Origin of the sequence: Kitasatospora griseola, from assembly GCF_014648555.1 — a bacterium.
Lineage (GTDB): Bacteria > Actinomycetota > Actinomycetes > Streptomycetales > Streptomycetaceae > Kitasatospora > Kitasatospora griseola.
Genome location: NZ_BMRI01000004.1, coordinates 77,608 through 92,972, shown reverse-complemented (window position 1 = coordinate 92,972; position 15,365 = coordinate 77,608). Strand labels below are relative to the sequence as shown.

The window sequence follows — 15,365 nt, the reverse complement described above, 5'->3', positions numbered from 1 at the left end:
CCGCAGCCCGCCGGCCGGCACTCCGTTCGCGCCAGAAGTGATGTAGCGTCAGAAACCGGGCGCGGAGTACCCGTTCAGGAACCACAGTGCCGCCGACCACCACAGCAGCCCGATCGCGCAGAACAGCGCCCCGCCGGCCGCCGGAAGCGCCCAGCCCGGCAGTCGCCCGTGCTGGACCAGCAGCACCTTCGCCGCGAACGCCCCGTACAGGAAGCACCCCGACACCGAGTGCACCGCCACCCGCGCGTCGGTGAACCGCACCCCGTACGCCAGCAGGCAGTGCTGGGCGATCGGCAGCGACAGCGCGAACGCCGCCGCCCCGCCCACCCGGTGCCAGATCCGCACCCGGGGCGCCCAGTGGCCGCCCCGGTACATCCACAGCGCCAGCAGCACCTGCACCAGCGCCAGGCCGAACAGCGCCGACCCGAGCCGCGACTTCAGCCGCAGCGCGTCCACCCCGGCCGCGCCGAACAGGCTGCGGCCCGGTTCGGGCGTGTGCACCCGCCCGAACCAGAACAGCCCCGCGACGACCGCCACCGGCGCCAGCACCGCGAGCACGGTCGGCCAGGACACATCCGCGCGCCGCACCTCAGCCGTCCTGCGCGCCGTCGTCGGTGCTGGTGCTGGTGCTGGTGCTGGTGCTGGTGTCCGTGCTGGTGCTGGTGCTGGTGCTGGTGTCCGTGCTGGTGCTGGTGCTCGTGCTGGTGTCCGTGCTCGTGCTGGTGTCCGTGCTGGTGTCCGTGCTGGTGCTCGTGCTGGTGTCCGCGCTGGTGCTCGTGCTCGTGCTCGTGCCGGTGTCCGCGCCCGTGCTCGTGCCGGTGTCCGCGCTCGTGCCGGTGCCCGGATCGCCCGCACTTTCCGCGCTCGTTCCCGAGCCCGAGCCTGCGCCCGTACCCGAACCCGTATCCGGGCCCGTACCCGTACCCGTACCCGAACCCGTATCCGTATCCGAGCCCGTACCCGAGCCCGAACCCGAACCCGAGCCCGAACCTGCGCTCGAACCCGCATCCGTAGCCGGGTCGGCCGGATTCCCGCCGGAGCCCGCGCCCGGGTCCGGGTCCGTCCCGGTGTCGCGGGGCGGCTGCACCTCTGCGGGCGCGGTCGGGGCCGGCGGCACGTAAGGGACCACGGGAGTGGAGGGCACCGCCGGGACGGTGGACGTGGCCGGCGCGGACGGGAGCCCGGTCGCACCCGTGGCCGCCGGGTCCGTCGCGCCGGCGCTCGCGCTCGCGCTCGCGCTCGCCGACGCCGCACCCGAAGGCAGGCCCGACGGCGCGCCTCCGGTCCCGCGCAGCGTCGCGATGTCCACGCCCACCGGGTCGCCCAGCGAGGTCACCGCGTAGAAGGTGCCGTGCGGGTCCGCCACCGTGTGCCCGGTGGCCTGGCCCGGCCCGCGGTCGCCCGTGTACCGGTACAGCGGGTGGCCCTTGTACAGCACCTGCGCCGTCCCGTCGGCGAGCGCCGCCGCGCCCAGCAGCCCGTCGTCCACGCCCGGCCCGGCCAGCGGGAAGCCCGGCGTGGTCACCGGCGGCCAGGACTTCGCGCACTCGTCCAGGCAGCTGCCGTGCACCGACTTGTCCGCGCCGTACAGGTACAGGGCGTGGCCCTGCGCGTCCACCAGGATCGGGCCGAGACTGCCCACGCTCGCCAGCCCCACCGTGACGCCCACCGAGGTGGCGAACGCCGGCCCTCCCGACGGGCTCGCGGCGGCGGCCGGCGCGGCCGCCGCCGGCGCGGACCCGGTGGCCGGCGGGGCGCTCGGGGCGGGATCCGCGCCGCAACCCGCGGCCGCGAACACGGACAGGGACAGCACTGCGGTGGCGACACGGCAGGTACGGGGCATCACGACTCCTGGGGCCGGAGCGGCGGGGGCTGGTCACCATCCATCCCCGCCGCCCGCCGCCCGGCCACCCCAGAGCGGGCCCGGTCCGCACCAGGGGGTACCCCGTTGCCCTGGACGGCCCACCGCCCGCGCCCGCCGCCCGTCGACGCCGCCCGCCCGGCAGCCGCTCTGCGCGGCCCACCCGGACGGGCGGACACTGGAGAGGTACGACCACGCCCGAGGGGGCGCCCATGACCACCCAGCACAGCACCGCACCGGCGATCCGGGTCCGGAAGCTCGGCAAGCGATTCAAGGACCTCGTGGCCCTCGACGACGTCGACTTCGAAGTGCCGCCCGGCAGCGTCTTCGGACTGCTCGGGCCGAACGGGGCGGGCAAGACCACCGCCATCCGCATCCTCACCACCATCATCCAGCCCACCAGCGGCCGGGCCGAGGTGCTCGGCACCGACGTGGTCGCCCACCCGGGCGCGGTGCGCCGGATGATCGGACTGGCCGGCCAGTACGCCGCCGTCGACCCGAACCTGACAGCCCGTGAGAACCTCCGCCTGATCGGCCGGCTCACCCAACTGCCCCGCGGCCGGAGATCCCCGCGCGCCGCCGACCTGCTGGCCCGGTTCGATCTGACCCGGGCCGCCGACCGGCCCGTCCGCACCTTCTCCGGCGGCATGCGCCGCCGGCTCGACGTCGCCGCCGCCCTGGTCCCCGAACCACCCGTGCTGTTCCTCGACGAACCCACCACCGGACTCGACCCGCAGAGCCGCACCGCGCTCTGGGAACTCATCCGGGAACTCGTCGCCGACGGCACCACCGTGCTGCTCACCACCCAGTACCTGGAGGAGGCCGACCGGCTCGCCCACCGGGTCGCCGTCCTCGCCGAGGGCCGGGTGGTCGCCGACGACACCCCGCACGCCCTCAAGGCCCGCCTCGGCACCACCGTGCTGGAACTCGGCATGGGCGAGGACCCGCGCGCCGTCCGAGCCGCCGCCCTGATCGCCGACAAGCTCCAACACGCCTCCGAACGCGACGGCGCCCTGCTGCGCCTGCCCAGCCCGGACGGGTCACTGCTGCTGATGGACGTCCTGCACGCGCTGGAGTCCGAACAGCTCACCCCGCGCACCATCGCCGTCCGCGAATCCAGCCTGGACGACGTCTACCTCGCCCTCACCGGCCACCGCACCTCCGGAGGCCCGAAATGACCGCCGTCACCGTTACCGACCTCGCCCCCGCGCCCGGCCTGTCCGGACGCCTGCTGGCCCCCGTCCGGGACGGCCTGGCCGTCTGCGGGCGCAACCTGATCGCGCTGCGCCGGGTGCCCCGGCTGCTGATCTTCTCCACGGTGCAGCCGGTCGTGTTCGTGCTGCTGTTCCGCTACGTGTTCGGCGGCGTGGTCGGCGCGGCCCTGCACGGGGTGAGCTACGTCGACTACCTGATGCCGGGCGTGTTCGTGCAGGTGGTCGTCTTCGGCGCGGTCAACACCGCGATCGGCCTGGCCACCGACCTGCAGACCGGCCTGATGGAGCGGTTCCGGTCGCTGCCGATGGCCCGCTCCGCGGTGCTCTCCGGGCGGACGGCCGCCGACCTGGTCCGGAACGTGTTCGTGGTGGCGCTGATCAGCGGCGTCGGCTTCCTGGTCGGCTTCCGGGTGCACAGCGACGTCTGGGGGTTCCTGGCCGGGGCGCTGCTGGTGGTGGCGTTCGGCTTCGCGATGTCCTGGGTGTTCGCCGTGGTCGGACTGGCCGTCGGCGACCCGGAGACCGCGACCGCCGCGGCCTTCCCGGTGCTGGCCCCGCTGGTCTTCGCGTCGTCCGCGTTCGTCCCGACCTCGACCATGCCCGGCTGGCTCCAGGTGTTCGCCAACCACCAGCCTGTGACCATCACCGCCAACGCGGTCCGCGCCCTGATGCTGGGCACGCCGGTCGGCTCACAGGTCTGGCAGGCCCTCGCCTGGGACGTCGGCATCGTCGCGGCGTTCGCGCCGCTCGGCGTCTGGCTGTACCGCAGGGCGGTCTGAGCGACCGAACGATCGGACCGACGTCAGGTCGCCTGCTCGGGCTGCGCCCACACGGTGCGGTCGCCGCCGCGCCAGGCGACCAGCTCGGGGTCGTCCAGGTCCGGTTCGTCCACGCCCGCGCGGCGGACGAACTCCGCCACGTCCTCCGCCGAGGTGGCCCGCCCCACCGTCCGTCCGTAGATCTCCACCCGCCGGTACGGCCGCGCCCCGCGGGTCGGCGGGCGGACCACCACCGGCGGGTGGAATATGTCTCCGGTCTCGCTCATACCCCCAGTGTCGCGCGCCCCGGGCGGACCGGCATCGGTGCAGGTCACGAGGTGGCGGCGGAGCGTGTGCAGCCCGTCGCGGACGGTGCGGCGGCGAGCGGGCTCAGCCGGCGAACAGGCGGCGCAGCACGTCCAGACCGCCCGGCGCCAGCGGGTGGTAGCGGCCGGCCAGCAGCTCGGCGGGCGGGACGAAACCGCACCAGTCGACCTCGGCCGGGTCCGGCGCCGGCGGGCGGTCCGTCAGCAGTCGGCGCACCACCAGGAAGCCGCTCGCCAACTGGACGGTCGGGTGCAGGCATTGGCGTGCCGCGCCCGCCAGGACGTCGTAGTGGCCGGGGTGGACGGGGGTCGATCCGGTGCGCCGGTACAGCAACACCCGGCCGACCGGGTCGACGTGCACCGTGGCGGTGAGGCGGCGCCGGACGGCGCCGGGGCCGGACCGGGCGGTGGTGGGGGCATCCATCGGTGCGGGAGTGGAGGGCACAGGCATCCCGTCTGTCGCTGGGCCGGGGCCGCAGCCGGCACCGGGCCGGAGGCGAGAGTCGTGCCTGACGCATCATCACCACCCGGATGCGGCACGATTGTTGCACATCGTGGTCGAACGGTGACGTATCGTGTGCGCCAGTCGCGTCCCCCGTGTGCGCCATTCGCGCCCCGTCACCGAATCGAGGGCCCGTGCACCCCGCCACCGCCCCCGGCGGCCTCCCGCTGCTGGGCCACCTCCCGGCCATGCTCGCCCGCCCGCTCGCCTTCCTCGACACCCTGCCCGCGCACGGCGACCTGGTCCGGGTCCGGGTCGGCCCGCGCGAGCTGTACCTGGTCGGCGCACCGGAGTTGATCCGGCGGGTGCTCACCGACCGGGCCGACTTCGACCGCACCGGCCCGCTCTACGCGAAGATCCGCACCTTCCTCGGCAACGGCCTCGCCTCCTGCCCGCACGCCGACCACCAGCGGCTCCGCCGGATCGTCCAACCCGCCTTCCGGCAGGCCCTGTTGCCGCGCTACGCCGAGGCGATGACGGCCGAAACGGCCGCGCTCACCGCCCGTTGGCGGGCCGGGCGGACCGTCGACGTCACCCGTGAGGCCTTCACCCTCACCACCGCCGTCGCCGTCCGCACCCTGTTCTCGGCCGGTCTGGCCGCCGAGGCCGGCGAACGGCTGCGCCACGCGCTGGACGTGCTGCTGCGCGGCCTGTACCTGCGGGTCGTGCTGCCCCCGCCGCCGACCTGCTGCCCACCCCCGCCCGCCGCGAGTACCGCCGGGCGCTGCGGGCCTGGCACGCCGGGGTGGCCGCCATCATCGCCGACTACCGGGCCCGCGGCGTCGACCACGGGGACGTGCTGTCGCTGCTGCTGGCCGCCCGCGACGAGGACGGACGCCCGTTGGCGGAGCGCGAACTCGCCGACCAGGTCGCCACCTTGGTGCTGGCCGGGGCCGAGACCACCTCCTCCGCGCTGGCCTGGTCGCTCCGCCTGGTCGCCGAACACCCCGAAGTGGAGCGGAAGTTGCACGCCGAGCTGGACGCCGGCCCGGCCGGCGAACCCGCCCGCTGGCAGCACCTCGCCCAACTCCCCTACACCGCCCAGGTGGTGAGCGAGGCCCTGCGGCTCTACCCGCCCGCCTGGGCGGTCAGCCGCACCACCACCCGCCCGCTCGAACTCGGCGGCGCCCGGCTGCCCGCCGGTGCGTTGGTGGTCTGCTGCCTGTACCTGCTCCAGCGCCGCCCCGAGCTGTTCCCCGACCCCACCCGCTTCGACCCCGACCGCTTCGCCCCCGGCGCCGTCCACCGGGACGCCTACCTGCCGTTCGGCCTCGGTGCCACCCGCTGCCCGGGCGACCGCTTCGGCACCGTCGAGGCCACCCTGGCCCTGGCCACCATCGCCGGCCGCTGGCGGCTCCGCCCCGCCGCCGAGGGGCCGGTGCGGCCGCAGCCCAGACTGGTGCTGTCGCCGGGCCCGCAGCCGATGACGCCGACCGATCGGATCAACGGGCCAGCAGGTTGACGCCGCTCCGGAACAACGGCGGTGCCACGGCCGCCAGTCGGACGATCCTCGGCCCGACCAGGGGATGGTGGCGGGCGGTCAGGAGCGCCGTGGTGAGCAGCCGGTAGGGCCGGGTGGCGCGCCGCCAGGCGCGTTCGTACCCGGCGGGCCGGTCGGCGGTCAGGCAGTGGACGGCCGCCTCGGCGGAGGCCAGGGCGATCGCGATCCCCTCGCCGGTGAGGGCGTCCAGGTAGCCGGCGGCGTCCCCGACCAGCAGCACCCGACCGTGCACCCGCGCACCGGCGTGCTGCCGCAGCGGACCGGCGCCGCGGACCGGCCCGGCCGCCGCGCCGCCGATCCGCGCCAACAGGGCTGGGAACTGGTCGAGTTGCCGATCGAACGGCAGACGCTGCGAGCCGAGCACCGCCACCCCGACCGTCCCCTCGGACACCGGCGTGACGTACGCCTCCGCATGCCGCGACCAGTACACCTCCACCAGGTCGCTCCACGGCCGCACCGCGAAGTGCCGCCGCTGCCCGTACCGGGCCGGCCGGCGGGCGTCGGTCGGCCGGTGCAGTCCGAGCGCGCGGCGCACGGGGGAGTGCAGGCCGTCGGCGGCGACCAGGTGCCGAGCGGTCAAATCTCCTACTGTGACGGCCTGTTCGGTGATGGTGAGACCCTCCGCGCGGCCGGTGGTGCGCCGGACCCCCGACTGCTCGGCGCTGGCCGCGAGCGCCGCGTGCAGGACGGTGCGGCGCACGCCCAGGCCGTGGCCGGTGCGGAAGCGGGCCTCGGCGGCGCGCGAGCCGTCGGCCTCCAGGTAGCGGATGCCGTGGAACGGCCGCCCCTCGACCGCGACGCCGAGCCGGGCCAACGCCCGTACCGCGCCCGGCATCAGGCCCTCGCCGCAGGCCTTGTCGACCGGCGTCGGGCGCGGCTCCAGCACGGTGGTGGACAGCCCCGCGCGGGCGGCGTGGATCGCGGTGGCCAACCCGGCCGGGCCGCCGCCGATCACCAGCAGGTCGATCACGCGGCGGCCCGGCACAGCGTCAGCGCCGCCTCCTCGCAGCGCAGCCGGGTGGCCAGCAGAAGGGAGTTGAGCACGGTGAAGCCGAGCGCCGTGACCCACGCCGTGTGCACCAGCGGCAGCGCGAAGCCCTCCACTGCCACCGCCAGGTAGTTGGGGTGCCGAAGCCACCGGTACGGACCGCCGGCGACCAGCGGCAGCCCCGGTACCACGATCACCCGGGTGTTCCAGCGCGGTCCCAGCACCCCGATGCACCACCAGCGCAGCCCCTGCGCGGCGAGCGCCAGCACCAGCATCGGCCACCCCAGGCCAGGCAGGAACGGCCGCTCCGCCCACCGGACTTCCAGCAGCAAGCCCACCAGCAGCCCCGTGTGCAGGGCCACCATCGGCGGATAGTGCCCCCGCCCGTACTCCACCCCGCCCCGGGCCAGGCTCCAGGCGGCGTTCCGGCGGGCGACCAGCAGCTCCGCCAGTCGCTCGATGGCGACCAGCGCGATCAGCACGGTGTAGGCGGCCACGTCGATCACCAGCGCAGCAGGACGAGTTCGGAGGCGAAGCCCGGACCGAGGGCGAGCACCAGCCCGAACGAGCCGGGCGGCGGCGGACCTTGGTCGATCACGTCGCGCAGGATGTGCAGCACCGACGCCGAGGACAGGTTGCCGCAGCGCGCCAGCGACTCCCGGCTCGGCGCCAACGCGCCTTCCGACAGTCCGAGTTCCTCACCCAGCACCTCCAACACCCGCGGCCCGCCCGGATGGCACACCCAACTGCCCACGTCGCCCGGCTTCAGATCGTGCGCCGCCAGGAACGACGCCACCTCCTCGCCCACGTGCAGCCGTACCAGCTCCGGCAGTTCGGGCCCCAGCAGAATGCCGAACCCGGAGTCGCCGACCTGCCAGCCGAGCAGCCGTTCCGTCCCCGGATACAGCCGACTCCGGGTCGCCACCACCGTCGGCCCGGCTGCCGCCGTCGCCGCCGGATGCTCGTCGCCGACCGCGAGCAGCGCGCCCGCGCCGTCCCCGAACAGTGCGGTGGCCAGCAGGTTCGCGGCCGAGGTGTCCGTCCGCTGCAGGGTCAGCGAGCACAGCTCGGTGGCCAGCAGCAGAGCCGCGCCAGCGCTGTGACGCCCTGTCAACAAGTCGTCGACGACGGCCAGTCCGCCGGCGCCGCCCGCGCACCCCAGGCCGAACAGCGGCACCCGGCGCACGTCCTCGCGCAGGCCGAGCCGGGACGCGATCCGTGCCTCCAGCGAGGGCACCGCGATGCCGGTGACGGTGGTGGTGACCACTGCATCGACCTGCTCGGCGGCCATCCCGGCCGCGGCCAGCACCGACTCGGCGGCCCGGAGGGCGAGTTCGGACGCGGCCTCCAGCCAGGCGTCGTTCGCCTGCCCGAACCCGTCGAACCCGCCGTAGCGCTCCAACGGGAACGCCAGTCGCCGGGACTCCACCCCCGCGCCGGCGAAGAACCGCTCCGACAGGGCCCGTTCGTCCCCCGACCCGCCGCGCAGCACGGCCAGCCCGGCGGCCAACTCGCCCTGCCGGTACCGATGGGGCGGAAGGACCCCGCACACTGCCGCGATCCGCGTCACCGATCCAGGATAGGGACCGAACCCACCCGAACCGGGCAATCCTCCCGCGCCCGGCGCGTCTGCGCCGACGCCGGGGGATGCCGTCAGAGGCGCAGGGTGCTCCAGCCGCGGGTGATGTCGTCGCGGACGTCGGCGGGTCGGCGAGCCGTCAGCAGGGCGAGTAGGGCGGTGCCGTCGCCCGGCCGGGCCGCCGGGTCGGGGGTGAGGGCGTGGGCGACCACGGCGGCGAGCGCCGGGTCCAGGGCGTGGACGGCGGCCAGTGCGGCCCGGTCCGGGCCGGTGTCGACGATCCGGCGGATCACCGCGCCGGTGCTGGCGGCCGCGAACGGACTGGCCCCGTGCGCGGCGCACACCACACAGCACGCCCACGCCCAGATGTCGGCGGCCGTGCCCACCCGCTCCTCGCCGAACTGCTCCGGCGCCATGTAGGTGAGCGTGCCCGGCCCCGCGCCCGTCATGGTCAGCCGGGTGCCGTCCACCAGGGCGGCGATGCCGAAGTCGAGCAGCCGCGGCCCGGCCGAGGTCAGCATGATGTTCGACGGCTTGAGATCGCGGTGCACCAGGCCGAGCCGGTGGACGCCCGACAGCGCCACCGCGAGCGCCAGGGCGAGCGCGCGCAGCGCCTCCGGGGAGCGCACCGGCCCGTTCTCCCGCAGGTGGGCGTCGAGCGGCCGTCCGTCCAGCAACTCCATGGCCAGGAACGGGCGGCCCGCGTCCACCCCGGTGTCCAGCACCCGCGCGGTGTACGCCCCCGGCACCATTGCCAGCACCTCGGACTCCCGCTGGAAGCGGCGCAACAGGTCCGGATCGTCCAGCAGCTCCACGTTGATGGTCTTCAACGCGACCTGGGTGGCCGCGCCCGCACGACGCGCCAGGTACACCGTCCCCATGCCGCCGGCACCGATCCGGCCGAGCAACTGGTAGCCCCCGATGCTGCGCGGCTCGTGCCCGCCCAACGCCTGATTCGGCACCTGGGCGGGCGGAGGCGGGGGAACGACGGGCGGGGCGGCCGGGGGCGGGGCGGTGGCGAGTGCCGTCGCGGGGGCGGTGACCGGAGCGAAGGGCGGGGCGAAGGGCGGAGCGACCGGCGGGGCGGGCGTCGGCCAGGCTGCGGCCGGGGAACCGAGCGGCGCGGTGGGCGCCAGTGCGGGGTGCCGGCGGGCGGTGATCAGCGCCACCGCCTGGAACACCACCGCACCGAGCACCACGCCCAGCGGCAGCGCCACCACCGCGAGAACGGCGAGCAGCCCGAGCGCGCCGAGACCCCGCCGACGGAGCCGCCCGTCCGCAGCCACCTCCGGCGGCATGCCGACGGTCAGCAGCGCCCGGTCGACCAGGTGGGTGAGCAGCAGCAGTGCGGCCACCAGCACCGCCGTGAAGCCCGTCAGCCAGAGCTGCGGACCGACGTGGGTCAGCCGGAGCGCCACCGCGAGCGCGCGGTCGCTCACGAAGACCGCCGGGCTGTGCAGCACGTCGAAGCCGGTGTTCATGATGAGGGTCATCAGGGCTTCGAGCGCACCCGCGAGCACCACGAACACCGCCAAGTCGCCCACCACCGGCCCGAGCCCGGGCGGCGCGGTCCCCGTCACGGCGGCCACGGACCGGGCCCGGATCGTGCGCTGGGAGCGCCGCAGCAGCGGCAGTGACAGCAGTCGCACCACCAGCGCCGGCAGCAGCACGATCAGCAGATCAACGGTGAGATTGAGGTCCAGCACCGTCGGATTCCCCCTGGTCGGCCGGTGAGCAGGAACCGGGACTATATGTCCGGCACGCGGGCTCCGGCACTCGACAACTCGGCCTCTTCACCGCAGGTGTGACATGCCGTCACCTCCGACGGTCCCGCGTCGCCGGTCCGCAGGCGGCTAGTGTGGCCGGGGTGAGCGATGCGGCAGTGGCGTCCCGGGGGCCGATCGAGGGACTGGCGCGGGCCTGCCACCCGGTGCCCGCCGCGGCGGTGACCGTGCTGGCCGCGGCGATGGCCGTCGGGGCCGGGCGCGGACCGGTCGGGACGCTGCTCACCGGCGGTGCGGTCGCGGCCGGGCAGCTGTCGATCGGCTGGAGCAACGACCTGATCGACCGACGGCGGGACGAGGCGGCCGGGCGTTCCGACAAGCCGCTCGCCGTCGGCGAGGTGGCGGGCCGTCGGGTCGCCGCGTCGACCTGCTGGGCGGTGGCCTGCTGCGTGCTGCTGTCGGCGGCGTGCGGGGTCGCGGCGGCGACCGTGCACCTGGTGGCGGTGGCCGCCGGCTGGGTGTACAACCTACGGCTGAAGGCCACCTGGTGGTCCTGGCTGCCCTACGCGCTGGCGTTCGCGCTCCTGCCGGCCTTCGTCACCCTCGCGCTGCCGGGCCGGCCGTGGCCCGCCGCACCCGTCCTCGGCGCGGGCGCGCTGCTCGGCGTCGCTGCCCACTTCGCCAACGTCCTGCCGGACTTGGCCGCCGACCGCGCCGCGAACATCCGCGGCCTGCCCCAACGCGCCGGCGCCCGCGCCTCGGCCCTGACCGCCGTCCTCGCCGCGACCGCCGCCGCACTCCTCCTCGCCCCCGGCTGGCCCGTTCTCGCCGTCACCGCTCCGCCCGCCCTCGCCGCCCTGCTCGCCCCGCGCGGCCGCCTCCCGTTCCTGGCGGTCATCGCCGCCACGGCGGTCGCGCTGGGGCTGCTGCTGCTCAACGGCGGTCTGCGCAACGGCTCCTGAGCGGGAGCTGTGTCACACGGAGCTCTCCCACTCCTCGCGGAGCATCCCGAAGAGCACGGTGTCGTAGCGCTTCCCCTCCAGCAGGACGGCCGACCGGCGGCGGCCCTCCTCCTGGAAGCCCAGCCCCGTGAAGGCCCGCACCGCACGCTCGTTGCCGCTCCAGGTGTCCAGCTCCAGCCGACCGAGCCGATACGCACCGAACAGGTGGTTCACGAGCACCCGCACCGCGTCACGGCCGTGGCCCCGGCCCCAGAACTCCCGCTCCCCGATGGTCACCCCCAGGGTGGCCACCCCCGCGTACGGGTCCAGGTCCCGGTAGTCGGCCATGCCGATCACCCTCCCGCCCGCCAGTTCCTCGATCGTGAACACGGCCGACTCCCGGGGGTTCAGCCGCAGCATGGTCTCGAACCCGCGAGCCACCGCCTCCGCCGTCACCGGCCCGAAACCGGGATCACCGGCCGTCGCCCACCGCACCACCTCCGGATCGTTCCGCCACCGGAGATGGTGCGCCGCATCCTCGGCGCGCAGCGCACGGAGGCTTACCAGGTTTCCTTCGAACATTGCGCCACTTTAATCAGGCGCGCGGTGCCGGGGTCGATGATTATTTTTCGCAGGTTCGTCATGGGCGCGCGGAGGCGGCCGAGGCCGGGGGTTGTTGCTACGCCGCCGTCAACCTGCGGGTGGCCGCCCAGACCACCCGTCAGATCACCGAGGCCCTGCGCGGTTGAGCCGCCCGGAGTGCGGCCCGGTGCCCCGCCGCGGTGGGCAGCGGGGCACCGGTGGCCGGTCGGGGGCGGAGTGCAGCAGGGTCAGGCGGAGAAGCCGCCGTCGACGGAGATCACCGAACCGGTGAGGTAGCGGGCGTCGGGGCCCGCCAGGTGGGCGACGGTGGCGGCGATCTCTGCGGGGGCGGCGTAGCGGCCGAGGGCGGTGAGGCCGGCGATGGCTTCGGCGTTCGGGCCGGCGGCGGGGTTGGCGTCGGTGTCGGTGGGGCCGGGGTGGACGAGGTTGACGGTGATGGCGCGCGGGCCGAGTTCGCGGGCCAGGCCCTTGGTGAGGCCGATCAGGGCGGTCTTGCTCATCGCGTACAGGGCGAGGCCGGGGAACGGGGCCCGTTCGGCGATGTTGCTGCCGATGTTGATGATCCGTCCGCCGTCGGTCATGTGCCGGGACGCGGCCCGGGCGAGCTGGTACGGGGCGCGGACGTTGACGGCGAGCGTGGCGTCGATCTCGGCGGGGCCCAGCTGGTCCAGCGGGCCGACCAGGAAGACGCCCGCGTTGTTCACCAGGACGTCCAGCCGGCCGAGCGTCCCGACGGTCCGTTCCACGGCGGCGTCCAGCGCGGCGGCGTCGGCGCTGTCGGCCCGGACGGCCAGCGCCCGGCGGCCCAGTCCCTCGATCTGCTCGACGATCTTCTGTGCGGATGCTTCGCCCTCGCGGTAGGTCAGGGCGACGTCGGCGCCCTCCTCGGCCAGGCGGAGCGCGACGGCCGCGCCGATGCCGCGGCTGCCGCCGGTGACCAGAGCGACGTTTCCTTCAAGTCGGTTCATGTGATCGATACTTGTCGGGGCGCGGGGTCGGCGCTGGCGGGAATCCGACCCGGCGTTGCCGGGGTCAGGCGAGCGCGCGGGCCTCCGCCAGGATGCGGTCGGCGTCCTGGTCGAGCAGCAGGCCGGCCACCGCGAGGCCGAGTTTCTCGGGTGCGGCGGCGCTGCCGGACAGCCGGGCCTCGACCTGGCGGGCGCCGTCCACCGAGGTGACCTGGCCGTGCAGGGTGAGGACGCCGCCGACGGTGGTGGTGGCGAACGCGCCGACCGGGACGGAGCAGCCGCCGTGCAGTTCGGCGAGCATCGCGCGTTCCGCGCGCACCTCGGCGTCGGTGTCCAGATCGCCGGTGTGGTTGAGGAGTTCGCGGGCCAGCGCGTGGTCCTCGCGGACCTGGATGCCGAGCGCGCCCTGGCCGGGGCTGGGCGGGAAGAGCCCGACGGGCAGGAGCTCGCCGATCTCCTCGGCCCGGTCGATGCGGTGCAGCCCCGCGGCGGCGACCACCACGGCGTCCAGGGTCCGGAGCCGGGCGAGCCTGGTCGGCACGTTGCCCCGGATCCGTTCGGGGCGCAGATCGGGCCGGGCGTGCAGGAGCTGGGCGATCCGGCGGGCGGCGGAGGTGCCGACCCGGGCGCCGGCCGGCAGGGCGTTCAGCGTTCCGCCGCACAGCGCGTCGCGGACGTCGGCGCGGGGCGGCGGCGGGAGCAGGGTCAGGCCGTCCGGGTTCTCGGTGGGCAGGTCCTTGAGCGAGTGGACGACGACGTCCACCTCGCGGTTCAGCAGCGCCGCGACCTGGTTGGTGGAGAACGCCGAGCCGCCGCCGCGTTCCGAGACCTCCCGCAGGGCGGCCTTCCGGTCCAGGTCGCCGTCCTCCAGGATCACCCGGTGGCGGATCACCAGGTCCGGGTAGCGCTCCCGGACCGGCGCGAGGAACTCCCGGACCTGGGCCCGCGCCAGCCGGCTGGCCCGCGATCCCACCACCAGTTCGACCATCGTCAACTCCCGCTACTGTCCGTCACCCTGACGGCATGCTAGACCCTGATGGGCGTTCCGGTTTCCGACGGAATGTCGGAAAAGGGGGCAGTGAGGCGCTCCAGGAGGAGGAAGGCGGGGACGGCGGCCGGCGAAACGGCCGGCAGGAACAGCCACGGCCACGCCGGACCGTGGACGAACAGCAGGGTCAACAGGCCGGGAGCCAGTGCCTGGCCGATGCTCCAGGAGAGTTGGTTGACCGCCGGACAGCGGCCGCGGCGCGCCGGATGGGCGAGTGCCACGCTCAGCTCCTCGCGGCCGGGCGTGGCGACCGTCTCGGCCAGGTTGTACACCAGCATGGCGGCCACCAACCCGGTGCCGACCGGCGGGCCGGGCGCGCCGGGCAGCGCCGCGAACCAGGCGAAGGCGAGCGCGTTCAGCGCCGAACCGGCGGCCACCGCCCGGGTCGGCCGGACGCCCTCCAGTAGCCGTGACACCGAACCCGCCCTGGCAGCCCGGCCTGGTCTGCCCGCCGCGCGGCGTCGCCACGCTGTGGGAGACCGACGCCGGCGCCACCCCCGACGGTCTCGCCCGGGTGCTCGGCCGGGCCCGCGCCCGGCTGCTCGCCGCCCCCGCCACCACCATCGAACTCGCCGCCCGCACCGGCCTGTCCGCCCCCACCGTCTCGCACCACCTGCACGCCCTGCACGACGCCGGCCTAGCCGCCCGCCACCGCACCGGCCGCACCGTGCTCCACCTGCGCACGGCGGCGGCCGAACTGCTCTGCGGCGAGCGGTAGTCGGTCAGCGGCCGAAGACGGCGTACCCGAAGCCGTCCGCGTGCAGCGCCGAGTGGGTCAGCGACACGCCCCGGCCGAACAGCAGCCGCCCCGGCAGCTCCCGCTCCACCGGCAGGTGCGCGGGCGTGCGGCGCGGGTTGACCACCACCAGGCAGCGGTCGCCGCGCAGGTACGCCAACGGGTAACCGGTGTGCAGGAGTTCGACCGGCGCGTCCGGGCCGAGCGCCGGGTGGGCGCGGCGCAGCGCGATCAACTGCCGTACCTGGTGCAGCAGGGACGACTGGTCGGCGCGCTGGGAGGCGACGTCCGGGCGGCCGGGGGAGGGGTCCAGGGGCAGGTAGAAGCGGTCGGCGGGCGCGGAGGAGAAGCCGGCGTCCGGCGTCGCGTCCCACTGCATCGGGGTGCGGCAGCCGGCCCGGTTGTAGCGCGGGCCCAGCACGCTGCCCTCGGTGTCCGGCAGGCCCGGCACGAAGCGCATGCCGATCTCGTCGCCGTAGTAGATCGCCGGGGTGGTCGGCCAGGTCAGCTGGAAGGTGAACGCCGCGGCCAACTGCTCGCGGGTGCGCGGGCCGCAGGCCAGCCGCGAGTAGTCGTGGTTCGCGGTCGGCAGCGAGGCGAAGCCCCGGCCGTCCAT

The 15,365-nt window shown here is 75.3% G+C and carries 18 protein-coding genes and 1 pseudogene; 6 read left to right on the top strand and 13 right to left on the bottom strand.

The window, feature by feature from the left end; translation table 11 throughout:
• Positions 1-48: 48 nt before the first annotated feature.
• Positions 49-573, bottom strand: coding sequence for a DUF6529 family protein (locus tag IEZ12_RS06485; RefSeq protein ID WP_229847296.1), 525 nt, complete (start codon positions 571-573; stop codon positions 49-51).
• Positions 574-589: 16 nt separating this feature from the next.
• Entirely contained in the window at positions 590-1,843 is a 1,254-nt protein-coding gene (locus tag IEZ12_RS06480; protein WP_189271191.1) for a COG4315 family predicted lipoprotein, read from the bottom strand.
• A 230-nt stretch (positions 1,844-2,073) separates the two neighbouring features.
• On the opposite strand from IEZ12_RS06480, the gene IEZ12_RS06475 reads away from it, so the two are divergent.
• Together IEZ12_RS06475 and IEZ12_RS06470 are read left to right on the top strand one after the other, a co-directional pair.
• Positions 2,074-3,039 carry an ATP-binding cassette domain-containing protein gene (locus IEZ12_RS06475; RefSeq protein WP_189271190.1) on the top strand — a complete coding sequence of 322 codons (966 nt, stop codon included), beginning with the start codon at positions 2,074-2,076 and terminating at the stop codon, positions 3,037-3,039.
• On the top strand, positions 3,036-3,854 hold the full coding sequence (locus IEZ12_RS06470; RefSeq protein WP_189271189.1) for an ABC transporter permease: 819 nt from the start codon (positions 3,036-3,038) through the stop codon (positions 3,852-3,854). The genes IEZ12_RS06475 and IEZ12_RS06470 overlap by 4 nt, the downstream gene beginning before the upstream one ends.
• 23 nt (positions 3,855-3,877) lie before the next feature.
• Here IEZ12_RS06470 and IEZ12_RS06465 read toward each other — a convergent pair whose 3' ends face one another.
• Positions 3,878-4,120 (bottom strand): hypothetical protein, encoded by a 243-nt coding sequence (locus tag IEZ12_RS06465; protein ID WP_043913109.1) that lies wholly within the window; start codon positions 4,118-4,120, stop codon positions 3,878-3,880.
• Positions 4,121-4,223: 103 nt separating this feature from the next.
• Positions 4,224-4,583, bottom strand: coding sequence for an NUDIX hydrolase (locus IEZ12_RS06460; protein ID WP_189271188.1), 360 nt, complete (start codon positions 4,581-4,583; stop codon positions 4,224-4,226).
• Positions 4,584-4,690: 107 nt separating this feature from the next.
• On the opposite strand from IEZ12_RS06460, the pseudogene IEZ12_RS40500 reads away from it, so the two are divergent.
• Together IEZ12_RS40500 and IEZ12_RS39955 are read left to right on the top strand one after the other, a co-directional pair.
• Positions 4,691-5,200: pseudogene (locus tag IEZ12_RS40500) on the top strand (cytochrome P450); the annotation flags it as partial.
• Positions 5,201-5,346: 146 nt separating this feature from the next.
• Positions 5,347-6,123, top strand: coding sequence for a cytochrome P450 (locus IEZ12_RS39955; protein ID WP_308431013.1), 777 nt, complete (start codon positions 5,347-5,349; stop codon positions 6,121-6,123).
• Here the strand turns inward: IEZ12_RS39955 and IEZ12_RS06445 are convergent.
• From IEZ12_RS06445 to IEZ12_RS06430, 4 genes are all read right to left on the bottom strand, one after another.
• Complete coding sequence (locus tag IEZ12_RS06445) at positions 6,104-7,132, bottom strand: NAD(P)/FAD-dependent oxidoreductase (protein ID WP_189271374.1); 1,029 nt, start codon at positions 7,130-7,132, stop codon at positions 6,104-6,106. The genes IEZ12_RS39955 and IEZ12_RS06445 overlap by 20 nt on opposite strands.
• The gene (locus IEZ12_RS06440) at positions 7,129-7,647 is read right to left on the bottom strand and encodes an isoprenylcysteine carboxyl methyltransferase family protein (RefSeq protein ID WP_189271373.1); all 519 of its coding nucleotides are present in this window, start codon (positions 7,645-7,647) and stop codon (positions 7,129-7,131) included. Before IEZ12_RS06440 ends, IEZ12_RS06445 begins: the two co-directional genes overlap by 4 nt.
• 5 nt (positions 7,648-7,652) lie before the next feature.
• Positions 7,653-8,720 carry a type III polyketide synthase gene (locus tag IEZ12_RS06435; protein ID WP_189271185.1) on the bottom strand — a complete coding sequence of 356 codons (1,068 nt, stop codon included), beginning with the start codon at positions 8,718-8,720 and terminating at the stop codon, positions 7,653-7,655.
• Positions 8,721-8,803: 83 nt separating this feature from the next.
• Positions 8,804-10,435: a serine/threonine-protein kinase gene (locus tag IEZ12_RS06430; RefSeq protein WP_189271184.1), complete on the bottom strand. Its 1,632-nt coding sequence runs from the start codon at positions 10,433-10,435 to the stop codon at positions 8,804-8,806.
• A 161-nt stretch (positions 10,436-10,596) separates the two neighbouring features.
• Between IEZ12_RS06430 and IEZ12_RS06425 the strand changes: the two genes are divergently transcribed.
• Complete coding sequence (locus IEZ12_RS06425) at positions 10,597-11,415, top strand: UbiA family prenyltransferase (protein ID WP_189271183.1); 819 nt, start codon at positions 10,597-10,599, stop codon at positions 11,413-11,415.
• Between the two features lie 12 nt (positions 11,416-11,427).
• Here the strand turns inward: IEZ12_RS06425 and IEZ12_RS06420 are convergent, their stop codons facing one another.
• The 4 genes from IEZ12_RS06420 to IEZ12_RS37835 form a co-directional block, all read right to left on the bottom strand.
• Entirely contained in the window at positions 11,428-11,976 is a 549-nt protein-coding gene (locus IEZ12_RS06420; RefSeq protein WP_189271182.1) for a GNAT family N-acetyltransferase, read from the bottom strand.
• Positions 11,977-12,224: 248 nt separating this feature from the next.
• Positions 12,225-12,965, bottom strand: coding sequence for an SDR family NAD(P)-dependent oxidoreductase (locus tag IEZ12_RS06415; protein WP_189271181.1), 741 nt, complete (start codon positions 12,963-12,965; stop codon positions 12,225-12,227).
• A 64-nt stretch (positions 12,966-13,029) separates the two neighbouring features.
• Positions 13,030-13,953: a hydroxymethylbilane synthase gene (hemC, locus tag IEZ12_RS06410; protein ID WP_189271372.1), complete on the bottom strand. Its 924-nt coding sequence runs from the start codon at positions 13,951-13,953 to the stop codon at positions 13,030-13,032.
• A 38-nt stretch (positions 13,954-13,991) separates the two neighbouring features.
• The gene (locus IEZ12_RS37835; protein WP_229847295.1) at positions 13,992-14,429 is read right to left on the bottom strand and encodes an MFS transporter; all 438 of its coding nucleotides are present in this window, start codon (positions 14,427-14,429) and stop codon (positions 13,992-13,994) included.
• Here IEZ12_RS37835 and IEZ12_RS37830 point away from each other — a divergent pair.
• Complete coding sequence (locus IEZ12_RS37830) at positions 14,423-14,731, top strand: helix-turn-helix domain-containing protein (protein WP_308431005.1); 309 nt, start codon at positions 14,423-14,425, stop codon at positions 14,729-14,731. The two genes, IEZ12_RS37835 and IEZ12_RS37830, sit on opposite strands and share 7 nt — an antisense overlap.
• Positions 14,732-14,735: 4 nt before the next feature.
• On the opposite strand, the gene IEZ12_RS37825 is transcribed toward IEZ12_RS37830, so the two are convergent.
• Positions 14,736-15,365 (bottom strand): alpha-amylase family glycosyl hydrolase (locus IEZ12_RS37825; protein ID WP_268250234.1); only part of this gene is annotated, 630 nt, incomplete at its 5' end.

What these genes read in the sequence shown, in the direction of transcription:
- IEZ12_RS06465 (WP_043913109.1), bottom strand. Translation starts at nt 4,120, where the DNA reads ATGAGCGAGACCGGAGACATATTCCACCCGCCGGTGGTGGTCCGCCCG.
- IEZ12_RS06480 (WP_189271191.1), bottom strand. Translation starts at nt 1,843, where the DNA reads ATGCCCCGTACCTGCCGTGTCGCCACCGCAGTGCTGTCCCTGTCCGTG.
- hemC (WP_189271372.1), bottom strand. Translation starts at nt 13,953, where the DNA reads ATGGTCGAACTGGTGGTGGGATCGCGGGCCAGCCGGCTGGCGCGGGCC.
- IEZ12_RS06415 (WP_189271181.1), bottom strand. Translation starts at nt 12,965, where the DNA reads ATGAACCGACTTGAAGGAAACGTCGCTCTGGTCACCGGCGGCAGCCGC.
- IEZ12_RS06420 (WP_189271182.1), bottom strand. Translation starts at nt 11,976, where the DNA reads ATGTTCGAAGGAAACCTGGTAAGCCTCCGTGCGCTGCGCGCCGAGGAT.
- IEZ12_RS06460 (WP_189271188.1), bottom strand. Translation starts at nt 4,583, where the DNA reads ATGGATGCCCCCACCACCGCCCGGTCCGGCCCCGGCGCCGTCCGGCGC.
- IEZ12_RS06470 (WP_189271189.1), top strand. Translation starts at nt 3,036, where the DNA reads ATGACCGCCGTCACCGTTACCGACCTCGCCCCCGCGCCCGGCCTGTCC.
- IEZ12_RS06475 (WP_189271190.1), top strand. Translation starts at nt 2,074, where the DNA reads ATGACCACCCAGCACAGCACCGCACCGGCGATCCGGGTCCGGAAGCTC.